Annotated in this window: 10 protein-coding genes; 4 read left to right on the forward strand and 6 right to left on the reverse strand. The window is 40.3% G+C overall.

Annotated features, from left to right (window positions below; genetic code table 11):
• Positions 1–32: 32 nt before the first annotated feature.
• From ybaK to G8761_RS06070, 6 genes are all read right to left on the reverse strand, one after another.
• Positions 33–509 carry a Cys-tRNA(Pro) deacylase gene (gene ybaK / locus G8761_RS06045; protein ID WP_166024875.1) on the reverse strand — a complete coding sequence of 159 codons (477 nt, stop codon included), beginning with the start codon at positions 507–509 and terminating at the stop codon, positions 33–35.
• A 153-nt stretch (positions 510–662) separates the two neighbouring features.
• Complete coding sequence (locus G8761_RS06050; RefSeq protein WP_166024662.1) at positions 663–2324, reverse strand: glycoside hydrolase family 13 protein; 1662 nt, start codon at positions 2322–2324, stop codon at positions 663–665.
• Between the two features lie 193 nt (positions 2325–2517).
• Positions 2518–2970, reverse strand: coding sequence for a hypothetical protein (locus G8761_RS06055; RefSeq protein ID WP_166024664.1), 453 nt, complete (start codon positions 2968–2970; stop codon positions 2518–2520).
• A 471-nt stretch (positions 2971–3441) separates the two neighbouring features.
• Entirely contained in the window at positions 3442–5901 is a 2460-nt protein-coding gene (locus tag G8761_RS06060) for a S8 family serine peptidase (RefSeq protein WP_207789108.1), read from the reverse strand.
• Positions 5902–6153: 252 nt separating this feature from the next.
• Positions 6154–6801, reverse strand: coding sequence for a response regulator (locus G8761_RS06065; RefSeq protein WP_166024666.1), 648 nt, complete (start codon positions 6799–6801; stop codon positions 6154–6156).
• Positions 6776–8641 carry a sensor histidine kinase gene (locus tag G8761_RS06070; protein WP_166024667.1) on the reverse strand — a complete coding sequence of 622 codons (1866 nt, stop codon included), beginning with the start codon at positions 8639–8641 and terminating at the stop codon, positions 6776–6778. The genes G8761_RS06065 and G8761_RS06070 overlap by 26 nt, the downstream gene beginning before the upstream one ends.
• 463 nt (positions 8642–9104) lie before the next feature.
• Here G8761_RS06070 and G8761_RS06075 point away from each other — a divergent pair, with 463 nt between their 5' ends.
• From G8761_RS06075 to G8761_RS06085, 4 genes are all read left to right on the forward strand, one after another.
• Positions 9105–10499: a TIGR04190 family B12-binding domain/radical SAM domain protein gene (locus G8761_RS06075; protein WP_243449905.1), complete on the forward strand. Its 1395-nt coding sequence runs from the start codon at positions 9105–9107 to the stop codon at positions 10497–10499.
• On the forward strand, positions 10496–10891 hold the full coding sequence (locus tag G8761_RS27020; RefSeq protein ID WP_243449906.1) for a hypothetical protein: 396 nt from the start codon (positions 10496–10498) through the stop codon (positions 10889–10891). Before G8761_RS06075 ends, G8761_RS27020 begins: the two co-directional genes overlap by 4 nt.
• Before the next feature lie 426 nt (positions 10892–11317).
• Positions 11318–12100: a transporter substrate-binding domain-containing protein gene (locus G8761_RS06080; protein WP_420800230.1), complete on the forward strand. Its 783-nt coding sequence runs from the start codon at positions 11318–11320 to the stop codon at positions 12098–12100.
• A 58-nt stretch (positions 12101–12158) separates the two neighbouring features.
• Positions 12159–12824, forward strand: a complete 666-nt coding sequence (locus G8761_RS06085; protein WP_166024669.1) for an amino acid ABC transporter permease — start codon at positions 12159–12161, stop codon at positions 12822–12824.
• The last annotated feature ends 9 nt before the right edge of the window (positions 12825–12833 follow it).

Below are 12833 nucleotides of genomic sequence, written 5' to 3' on the forward strand. Positions count from 1 at the left end.
TATCACCCGGTTGCCAGTTTTTTCAGTGCCTTTTATTTAATTAGATCTGTAATTTCCGACCGTGTGATCTGCTGCAGTTCTTTAATTGCTAAATGAATCTGTACGCCAATTTTACCACCGCTAACCACAATGGAATCAAGTTGATTGGCACTGCTATCAATAAAGGTCCTGTAATCCTTTTTCATACCAATAGGAGAACAGCCGCCCCGAATATATCCAGTCCATTTTTGTATATCCTTTACGGGAATCATCTCAACCTTTTTCTCCCCTGCAGCCTTTGCCGCCTTTTTTAAGTCCAGCTCCTGCTCAACAGGAATAACAAACACAAAGATTTCTCTGCTTGTTCCTTGCGCTACAAGAGTTTTATAAACCTCTTCTGTCTTCCTGCCAATTTTACCGGCTACCGAAATGCCATCAATTTTTCCATCCGCGCTGTCATATGTAATCGATTCATATGGGACTTTTTTTGCATCTAATTTTCTCATTGCATTGGTTTTTCCTTGTGCCACCATTGCCATCCTCCTTAGAAAACCTTGGCATTCGCCAAGTCTTTTTGGCGGATGCCCTAGTTTTGTTTATGCGTTCATGATTTATGGATATAAATTCTGATTAGCCATAGAAAAAGGGGTTCAGTTTCCTGAACCCACTTCCGCTTTTCTTTATTATAATCTATATACCCTTGCCTCATAAGGTTTTAGCTCAAGTTTTTCAAGATCGTGGTGCTCTTCAACTGAATAATTGTTTAACAGCAGATTCTCATGTGAAAGAATGATACCGTCAGCTTTGAACACAGCATCATTTTTTGTTAGATTTGCAATAACAATTACCTTATCATCCGGGCTTGTTCTTGTATAAGCATATACCTGCAGATCTTTTTCCATTAATAAATCATATTGGCCGTAGGTGAAAACCTTATTTTCCTTTTTTAAGGCGATCATGTTTTTGTAAAAAGAAAGAATGGATTTTTCCTGAGCCAGCTGTGATTCTACATTAATCCCAGGGAAATTTGGATTTACCTTTATCCATGGGGTACCGGTTGTAAACCCTGCATTTTCTTCTGCAGACCACTGCATTGGTGTCCGGCTGTTATCTCGTGAGGATGTCCAGATGATTTGCATAATATCCTCATGAGACACACCCTCTTCCCTTTTAATCCTGTACATGTTTTTGATTGCCACATCATCGTAATCATCAATGGAAGGAAAATGCACATTGGTCATGCCGATTTCCTGTCCCTGATAAATAAAGGGCATGCCCTGCATTAAAAAATACATCGCTCCCAGGGAAGTAGCACTTTCTTTCCAGTACTCTCCATCATTTCCCCAGGTGGAAACGATGCGAGGCTTATCATGGTTTTCAATGAAAAGAGCGTTCCAGCCATCTTTTTCATTGCCCTTTTGCCACTTAGTCAGTGTTTTTTTCAGGCCAATTACATCCAGATCCTTCTTCTTCACTGCATCCCATAAATCCAAGTGTTGAAACTGGAATACCATGTTCATTTTTCCTGTTTCCTCGCCAACCCACAGATGGGCCTCATCCACAGTAACACCATTGGCTTCACCAACAGTCATGACATCATAGTTCCCATACGTTTTAGCCTGCATTTCAGTAAGAAAGTCATGGATTCCTTCCTGGTTCATATGCATGTCAAACGAAGCTACATATTTTTCAGCTTTCGGATTTGGCATATCCGGAAGGCCTGGGCGTCTTTTAATATGGCTTATAGCATCGATGCGGAAACCATCGATTCCCTTATCCAGCCACCAGTTCATCATGCTGTAAATAGCCTCGCGAACCTCCGGGTTTTCCCAGTTAAGGTCTGGCTGTCTTCTGGAGAATACATGGCAATAATATTGGCCAGTATTTTCATCATATTCCCAAGCAGATCCACCAAAAATACTTTCCCAGTTATTTGGTTCCGCTCCGTCCTTACCATCTCTCCAAATATACCAATCACGCTTCGGGTTATCCTTGGAAGAACGTGATTCAATAAACCATTTATGTTCGTCGCTTGTATGATTTGGAACCAAGTCAATAATCAGCTTCATTTCGCGTTCATGAACACTTTTAAGAAGCTGATCGAAATCTTCCATTGTTCCAAATTCATCCATAATTTCCTGGTAGTCTGAAATGTCATATCCATTGTCATCGTTTGGTGACTTATACATAGGGCAAATCCAAATGACATCGATGCCCAAATCCTTTATATAATCAAGCCTTTGAATGATTCCATTAAGGTCGCCAATTCCATCGCCGTTAGAATCCTGAAAGCTTCGAGGATAAATTTGATATCCCACAGCTTCTTTCCACCATATTTTCTTCATATTTTCACCTTCCGAATCTATCTAATTGCAAGAATTTCCGAATCAGCGCAACCGTTTGCATTTTCTTTTAATAAAAAAAGCGCATTTCACGCTAGTAGCTATAGTTTAACGCTTACATGGCAATTTATCAATAAGAAAAATGGTACAATGACTAGACATTTATAAATAAAAATCCAGTGCTCTTTGCACTGGATTAGGCAGTTTGAAGCTCAATACTCTCATAATAAGGTTTAAGTGAATGGAAAATGATTTTCTTTACAAATGCCCTGCTGATTTCCGGAATCAGTTTTTGTGCATACTTCCAGGCGTTCTTTTCAATTAAAAAGGCAATTTTGCTCTTGTCAGATTCATTGCTGGTCTCATCATATAAATCGGCTAGCGCAGAAAGATGCCGATCCTGGGAGTGGCCTAATTCATGGGCAAAAATAACGGCCAGATAATCTTTAAATTGATCAAGAGAACCAAAAAGCTGCATGCATTGTTCTTTGATTTCTTCTATATATAAAGTTATGGTATGAGTGCTCATTGTATATTTACCCCCGGCCAGCCTTCCGCCAGGAAAATGGGAATCAATCTTTACCCCTACACCGCTTCCGGAGCGCATCAAAATTGATTGGATCACTGTCTCTATCTCTGTATGTTCCACTTTCTTCTATCTCCTCTCGTACGTTGAGCAATTATAAATGAACGGTTCTCAAAAATAAAGCAACCTATTTACCCTATCCTATGTTGTGGAAACGCTTTTTTTATAGTGCTTTAGAACCTTTTTTAGTGTTGAAAGTACTAGCTCCTTTTTATAATTATCGGCTCGAAAACGACTTTTTAGTACCCTTTTTTGAAAAATCCACTATTACGGATCCTTAGTTGCTATGCCTTCAGAATTAATATATTTATATTCTGATTAGCCAAATAAAAAGCGTTCCAATTGGAAAACTTTTTTCTAAGATATTTCTCCATGCAGACGACCCTATTTTTGCCTTTATAGATCAGATGAAAGACCATTCTACTGCCCGTAAAACTAGTTGGTCTTTGACGAACTGATGAGAATTCCCTTTAAAAAACAAAGAGGAAGTGCCAGTCTGTGGCACTTCCTCTTTTATTATAGTATTCCTAAGCTTTATTTGAACCAGGCATTAAAGTATCGTGTTGCTGCAACCGCATAATCACCGCGGGTAATTTTCTTAGCGGGTTCAAATGATGCTTCTACTGTTGGCTTCAAATCATAAGGCCCCTGTTTGACATTAAAGGCTGCATTAAGAATGTTTAAATCCAGAGCCAGCTGTACATAGCCTTTTAATGAATCCGGAATACTTGCACTGTCTTTTAGCGTAATCCTTTCATCTTTATATTGAACGGTTACATCACCAGTGAAATTCTTGGCATCTTTCTCAAGACCCATAGCCTGAATCAGTGAGTATGCCAAATCAAGCTTTGTAACGCCTGCAAGCGGATTAAAATTACCGGAGGAATCAAGCTGCATAACTCCGTTTTGAGTCTGGAACTGATCTCGGATAGCGGCACCCTTTCCAACAACAGCCTGAGCATATGGAAAATCTGCTCCTGTCACGTCTTTGACAACTGTTGCCTGGCTTTGCCGGATTCCTGTTCCCATTACCAGATAACGGGCCAATTCCTTTTTCAAAAGTGTCTGGCCAGGCTTGTAGGTGCCATCTGCATAACCATCCACAAGTCTTTCGCTTACGGCCATCTTGATTGCATCTTCTGCGCCGTTTCCTGAAATATCATTTAAACCGGTAAAGCCGCTTACTTTTGAAAATGCCAATGTACCGTTTACTGTTTCTGGAAGTCCCACGCCAACCGGATTAGCTGCATCTCCATGCAGGCCTTGTACTTCAGCTTTCCACTGCCCTGCTGCAGGTGAGTTAACTACAACCGTTCGGTCGGGATATAAAGTGAATAACAGGCTTACACCTGAACTGTATTGTGTTCCATCCGGAGCAGTCAAAATCAAATTCACCGGATTTCCGGTCTGGCCGAGCAGCCCATAGGCGTCAATTCTGGCAGACAGCTGTGAAACACCGCTCTGAACCGTAAAGGTATAAGCATTTGATCCGAGTGTAACCGGATTATAATCGACCTGGAAAGCAGTACGGTCAGTCGTTGAGTTTACGCTGCTGTTGAATTTTTGATAAGCATTTACAGTTTGACCGTATTTTTTCCCAAACATAACTGCATCAAGTGCATCATATGCATTTACATAGCCTGCTCCTGCCTCCCATGTTTCATAGCCAGGCATATTAGTAGCAGTATCCTGCAGAACCTGTTTGATTTCATCTGGAGTCAAAGTTGGTTTGGCTTCAAGCAGCAAGGCTGCAATGCCTGCTACATGGGGTGTTGCCATTGAGGTCCCACTCATGACCGTATAGTACGGCAGATATGCGGTTTCAATCATGTTCACATCATCTGTTGCGCCAAGAGAAGATACCGGTCCTACTACACGGGTTGAAATGATATTCACACCTGGTGCAGTAATCGTCGGACGATCTTCCCATTTCCATGTCTTACCGTCCATTTCAAATGTTCCGCCGACGCCTTTTGTACCTCGTGAGGAGAAGTCCGCCAGCTTTCCATTTACCTCACCTGCTGCTACAGAAATTACCCACGGAGCTTTAGCATATGGATTATGAGTATTTTCTCCAGGGCCTTCATTACCGGCCGCAAAGAGAACTGTCATGCCATGGTCATATGCAGCCTTACTGGCAATGTTGATCGGATCATTAGGATCAAAATCACCACTTGAGCCCCATGAATTTGTGATGATACGGATATTGTATTGTGTTTGGTGTGTAAGTGCATAATCGAAGCCGCCGATCCCATCCAGAACAAGAAGAGCTGCACCGGATCCGTAACCAATCAAATTAGCTCCTGGTGCAACACCTTCATACTTTCCATTGGATGCTGCTCCTGTTCCGCCAACAATACCTGCCACATGGGTACCATGCCCTGAGTTATTGTCTGTATCTGGTACATTTTCTGTATATGTTACTGGTAAAAGTGTTGAATCAAGGCTGTTCAGATTGGTGCTTCCCAAAACGTTCTGTACAAGGTGGCTGCCATACTGGAGATCCTTATGAGTTCCATCAACCCCGCTGTCATTGATAAGCACACCTACACCTTTTCCAGTAACAGGAAGGCCGCCGTTGGCTTTTTGCATGTTAGAATCTGTTCGGGCTTTGTCTACTCCAGTTTCGTTTGTAGCGTCATAGTTTGAATACGTAAGTTTCTTGTTTAGATAAATAGACTTTACTCCTGGTGATGCCGCAAGCTTTGTAATTTGATCTTTCGTTGCTAATACACCTGCGATTGGCAATGCCTTCATGGAAACACCCTTGGTGATTCCGAGAGTGGAGAGCAAGTTAAGATTATCTTTTGTTGGTGTCCCTTGGCCATCAAAAGTAACAATAACCTCTAAAGCTCCTGTTGCACTTTCAAGCTGCTTCAGCAAGGAACCTTCTATAACAGCTCCTGCTGTTTCCGCTTTTGTTTTTGAAACCCCCGGCACAAACAATGAAACTAGTAAAATAAACGTAATAAATCCAGAAAGCCATTTTTTCAACTTCTAATCCCCTTTCAGTCATATACTTACTCAGTACCCATTTTCTTAAAATTCATAACTTTCAACCATTAAGCAAAGGGACTAATTTTATTGAAAAAGGTACTATCTTTTTGTCGTACTAAAGTTGTATAGAAAAAGACATGAAAAAAACCATACCTCTTAAAGGCATGGCATTAATTTCATAAACGATATGAATGGCTGAAGTATCCCGACTAGCTTTACTATCCACCATCAACCCTTGCGTCTTTCTACTTATCCAAGCGGAACAAGCTGATTCTGTACGGCATAGATAACGACCTGTGACCGGCTTTTAACTTCAAGCTTTTTAAAAATCTTGCTAACGTGGATTTTGACCGTTTTATCACTAATAAACAGACTTTTGGCAATTTCTTTATTATTCATCCCTTGTACAAGGCACAGAAGAACTTCTTTCTCCCGTTCTGTCAGAATTGAATTTTTATTAACAGGCTCAGGTTCCTCCCTGAGCAGTTCAAAACTAAGAAACTTTTTTGTCATGGAAGGGTGAATAACCGAATGGCCTTTTGCAACAGAGCGGATTGCATCGACAACATTCTGAGACGGTGCATCCTTCAGCAAATAACCATCGGCCCCTTCCCTAATTGCAGCCATGAAATATTCATCATGATCAAACATGGTTAACATTAATACCTTTACAGAAGGATAGGCCTTTTTTATTATACCCGTCACTTCTATACCGCTTTTTCCAGGAATATTTATATCCATTAAGATAACATCAGGCAGTAAAATCTCTGTCGCTGAAATCGCGTCATCACCTGACACTGCTTCGCCAACTACTTCTATATCCTCCTCCAGGCCGAGAATATTTTTCAGGCCGTCTCTCAGTACGGCATGGTCATCGACCAGCATAAGCCTGATCATTTAAAATACCTCCTTCAACCCCCATTTTAGGTACCGTTAAGGTAATTTCGGTTCCAGCTCCTTCTTTGCTGTCAATCTGAAGAGAAGCATGAATTTTTTCTGCAGCCTCATTCATATGAAGAATCCCAAAGTGAGGCTGCTTCTGGGCTTTTATCATAGCTTTAAACAATGAAAAACCAGAGCCATTATCTTTCACTTTTAATAGCAATTGCTCCCTCTGATAGCTTAAAAGGATTTCCATCCGGGTTGCATTAGCATGCTTAATAGCATTTTGAACACTTTCCTGAAATGTATCAAAAATGATTTTTTCAGCCATAGAACTTAGTGGAAACTCAGTACCCCTGGTATCAAAAATAATATGGAAGGGCTGTATACTTTGAAGCGTTTTTATCCTTGAGGAAATGGCGGAAACCAAGCCTACCCTTTCTGTCGGATAAGGCCTCAAGGCGTAAATAGATTCCCTTACCTCCTTCAGACTATAGCGGAGCTTTTCCCTGCTCTCAAGAATAAGCCTGAGGGACTCGTCTGGCACTTTTACAAATTTCCTTTCAGCAGTTTCTAAATTCATAACAGCCGCAGCAAGCGATTGGGCCACTCCGTCATGAATATCGCGGGCTATACGGTTTCGTTCTTCAAGAAGCATCCGTTTTTCCTGTTCCGCAAAAAGCCACTTTGTTTTGATAAGAACGGCCAACTGATTGGCAAGAGTTGCTGCAGACTGTACATCTTCTGGGCTGAAGCTTTTTGTTCTGGTTCGGCCAAATACAAACAATCCTACAACTTCTTCATCAAGTACAAGCGGCGCATAAAGCAGGGTTTTAACCTGACTGCTGAAAAAATCAGCTGCAGGACCAGCTCCCTTTTCCCTGTTATGGCAAAGAAACAACTCATTGATTTCGTTGAAAAAACGAGTGCGCTCGTCAAGCTGGCCCAAACTTTCTTCTACCAGTCCTGAAGCAAAACGCAGATTCCAGCCATCTCCTGCCTTTTTCCATAAAATCCACGCATCCACATCAATGAACTCCTGAAGATTTTCGGCCAAAAAATCGAGCCAATCCTTTGCTGCGATCTTTTTATTGAGTTCGGAAGAAATGCTGAATATGGCTTTTAATTTGGCTTTTTCCTTTTTTAATCTGACAATGATTGAGCCTAAAAGGGCGAGTGCTACAAGCGGTGAGAAAAAGAAGAAGAAGGAAAAAACATCAATTTCCCCACGGTTCTGACTTCCAAGGACATAAAAGAGGATCAAGTAAACGTATGAGACTATAAAGCTATTGCCTTCCTGAATGGTTTTCTGCCGCCACGCCTTCCAGGTATATGGCTGGGGGCGAATTATCAGAATGAAATCAACTATGAGATTGTTAATAAGGTAGAAGGGGATAATTGTAAAAGTCAGATGCCAGATACCGGCCAGCAATCCAGACTGGATATGATCCAAATAAAGACCTTTAAAGTACTCTCCCGCCAAAAAAGCAATATATAGACTTGTCAGAAGCTGGGCGGGATTAAAAAAAACAATTCTTAAAGGCCTTCTTTTCGATAGATTAATAAGAAAGCTAACCATACCAAAAGCAAATATGGAAAAATTCATGCCTTCCATTACATAAATAGCATATACAAGGGGGAAGGAAATGGCGGTATGACCTTTCGAAACCGGCATAGGATATAAATCAACAATAACCAAAAACAGTACAAGCAGTCCAAAAATAAGCCCTTCCCTCGGAACTCCTATTTTTAGGACCCCTTCCTGGATAAAAATCGACCCGCCAATCATTGAAATAAACAACAGGGATAAACGGGATAGCTGTTCCGAACGCACTCCCCAAGAAAAACTAATCATAGTCCCTCTCCTATATTTCCAAATTTTCTGTTAATTATAATGTACTTCAAAAGTAGTAGAAAGACAAATTAGAAGGATAATAATTTTTCAAGGAAAAAACCCAGACTAGTCGAATGTTATTACACTGACCAATGCTGGGAAAAACCTTATATGGTTTGTTTCCTTTATTATCACAAACTGCCGCTTGCTTTCCTATTCAGCAAATGGAATATCCTTGATAGTACTTTGGAAGTAATTATCTTTTGAAAGACTGAAGAAATTGTCATCCCATTGTCAATCTTTTTAATTATACCTCGGTTAAAATTTTGGAAATAAGGATTATTCTTGAAATATATGACGTAAGAATTTGTGAGATTTTTGTCTTTTGTAAGATTTCTGCTCTATTTGAAAATCGGACATTCAATTGCAAACATATATAAACACATAGGGCATTAAAAAATGCTGTTTGAAGGAGAAATGCCTAATGATGTATGACTTTGTTTTTCTGCATGCTCCAAGCGTCTATGATTTTAGAAAAAATTCATTACTTGCTGGTCCTATAAGTGATGTGGTTCCCTCATCTCCTGTTTTTGAGATGTATCCAATAGGAATAACAAGCATTGCCGATTACCTTGAACGCTACGGTCTTCGTGTGAAAATTATCAACCTTGCGAATCGAATGCTGATGGATCAAAATTTCGATGTTGAAAAAAAATTAAGAAAGATTAAAACCAAAGCATTTGGGATTGTCCTCCATTGGCTTCCCCATGCACATGGCAGTATTGAAATTGCTAGGATAATAAAAAAACTCCATCCAGAAACCCCTGTTATTTTTGGAGGCCTGTCGGCTACCTATTTCCACAAGGAATTAATTGAATATCCCTTTATTGACTTTGTCATGAGAGGAGATTCTACTGAAAAGCTTATGCTTCTATTGTTAAATAAGCTTGAAACAAGAGAAACCGACTACGAAGAGATTCCGAACCTTACGTGGAAAAAGGACAATAAACCTGGCTTTAATCCGCTTACGTATGTTCCGGACAATTTAGACGACCTTGATGTTCCCGGATACAGATATACAATTAAATCCGTCTTCAAATATAAAAATTTTCTTGACCCTCTCCCCTATAACGGCTGGCTCCAATATCCTAACACTGCACTGCTGACCGCACGCGGCTGCACACAAAGCTGTCTCATATGCGGCGGGTCGAAGGAGGCCTATTTGCAAAATTGCGGCCGTAAATCTCTGGCACTAAGGTCACCCGCAAAGCTTGCTGAGGATATCCAGTTTATTCAGCGTTTCAGCCGTGCGCCCATCTTCATTCTTCATGATATCCGTCAAGGCGGGCCAGAGTATGTAATCGAATTTTTTTCGCTACTAAAAGATATGAAGCTTAAAAATGAAATCGTATTTGAATTATTCCAATATGCAGATGAAGAGTTTTTTAGGCAATTACATGATGCAGTTCCAAAGTATAGCATCGAGATTACGCTCGAAACACATGACGAAAAGCTAAGAAAGCTAAACGGAAAATTCCACTGTACAAATGATAAGGTAATAGATACATTGAATTTCGTATTAAAGCATGATTGTAATAAAATTGATCTTTTTTTCATGGTGGGAATTCCCGGGCAAACCTATCAAAGTGCTCTAGATAATATTGATTTCTGTGAAACTATTCACCTAAACTGCAATAAGGATTCGCGTCTTTTTTATTTCGTGGCCCCTCTCGCACCCTTTCTCGATCCCGCAAGCACTGCCTTTGAATACCCTGAAAAATATGGCTATAAAAGGTTTTGCTATTCACTTGAAGATCACCGTGCGGCCATTGCACAGCCCTCCTGGAAGCATATGCTCAGCTATGAACAAATGAGATGACCAGGGATGATATTGTCAATGCCACCTATGCTGCAGCCAGCAAACTAAATAAGTTTAAACTGCAGCACAGACTTATTGATCATGAAGGATATCTGGACATAGATTCTAAGATTCAAAGATCCATGGAGTACATTAAAAAAATTGACCAACTTCTATCACTTTCACCGGAACTCCACTCGGTAGAGCTTGTGAAAATCAAAAAAGAAATAGAAGAATTAAACCGGCACAGCATCTGTGGTAAAAATGAATTGAAATGGGAAGTACAGAAAAACTATGCCAATATTTTTTCCCTTGCAATCGTTGGATTGGAACTTCTTTATAAGGACTATGCGATTAAAGTTAAGAAACAAATACATCCCGGGTCACGTCATGAGATTAAACTTCATGTATAACTGAGGAACCTTCAAGGGTTCTTTTTTTCATCCTCTTTTCGTACCTTTTATTGCTCTTTTCTGTATTTTTTCAATTAGCGTCTATTCGACAGCTTGCATCAATACCTAGGGCTTCCGGTCCGAATATGGGGCCTATTCGGACTGCTTGCGTTAATCCCGGGAGTTCCGTGTCCGAATGCAAGGTTTATGCGGACTGCCTGTGTAGGTCCTAAGGAGTCTTGTCCGAATCCCGCTCACTGTGAGTGATACAGGTCCAAGGACCCACATACCTGAATCTATTCTCCTGAAAAGTTTAGATCCCATAGCCTCCTCTTCAAAAACTTCCTTCCTATAAGATTTTTCCACATTTCAGTTAGTAAGATTATTATCTAGCATTCAGGGTAACTAAGTACTATGCACCAATATAGAGAGGAGATTTATCAAAGCATGAAAATGAGATTATTGCTTTTGGTTTTCGGCTTACTATTTACTGGCTTACTGTCCGGATGCGCCAAAAAAGATAAACTTGCCGATGGGACAGAGCTGATTGATAAAGATACATTTGTTTTTTCGGCTTCAGGTGAATTCAAGCCTTTTAGTTACGTGAAAAATGACGACCTTTCCATGACCGGATTTGATATAGAGGTCGGTAATGCAATTGCTAAAGATCTCGGCTTAAAGCCTGTTCAAAAGAGAATGAAATTTAAGGGCATAGTTGAAGGGATTAAAACTGGACGTGCTGATGCAGCTGTTGCCAGCCACACCATCAATCCGCTTCGTGCAAAACACGTCCTTTTCTCAACTCCTTATTATTATTCAGGACCGCAGATTTTCACCCGTCCAGACAGCAAAATCAAGACTGTCGATGATCTAAAGGGGAAAGAAGTGGCTGTTGCAAAAGGTTCAACATATGCGGATACCGCAAAAAAATATACAAGCAATATTAAAATGTACGATAGTGATATAACCGCTTTGAAGGCCTTAAGTATTGGAAGACATGATGCTGTTATTACAGACTTTGTCACTGGTAAAAGCGCGGCAAAAGAAGGTTTCAAGATAAAAGGGCAGCAATTAATTGAACGAAGTGAACAGGCCGTTGTCATCTCCAAGGACAACCCTCAATTGCTGAAACGGGTAAACGAAGCACTTGAACATCTTCGCAAAAATGGCACATTAAGCAGAATTTCCAAAAAATATTTTGGTGAAGACATTACCACTAAACCAGAATAAATTAGCTTTTAAATCAAAAGAAACTATCTGATAGTTAAATAGAAAGGAAGTTGTTACATTGCCTAGTTTTTCGCACTTTTTCGAAACTCTTGTAAGCAACAAGGGACTGTTCATCGATGCGATGCTGCTAACTTTAAAGCTTACTGCTGTATCCATCCTGTTTGGAATTATCATTGGATTATTTTTCGCACTATTAAAAATCTCACGCAGTAAAATTCTCAGTTTTATTTCAGATGCCTACGTGTATCTGGTTCGAGGAACACCACTAATTGTACAGATTTTCATTTTATACTTTGGTATTAGCGGAATTTTCCTCATCCCTGACTTCTGGGCTGCAGCACTAGCATTGGCTTTTCATAACGGCGCCTATATTGCAGAGATTTTCCGCGGAACGATTCAATCAATTGATAAAGGACAAATGGAAGCAGGCCGTTCTCTAGGTATGTCAAAGGGACTGGCTATGCGCCGGATTATTTTACCACAAGCGTTTAGGCGTGCACTTCCGCCTCTTGGCAACCAATTTATTATTGGCCTTAAAGACTCATCACTTGCTGCCTTTATTTCAATGAACGAATTATTCAATGTTGCAACAACACTTGGATCAAATAACTTTGACGAAATGACCTATCTGCTGATCGTAGCAGTTTATTATCTTGTACTGGTGGCATTGCTGACGATTATTGTAAGGCTTTTCGAAAATCGATTAGCAGTCAGCGACCGATAGGAGGACTTT

This window comes from Neobacillus terrae, assembly GCF_011393025.1.
Taxonomy (GTDB): Bacteria; Bacillota; Bacilli; order Bacillales; family Cytobacillaceae; genus Neobacillus_A; species Neobacillus_A terrae.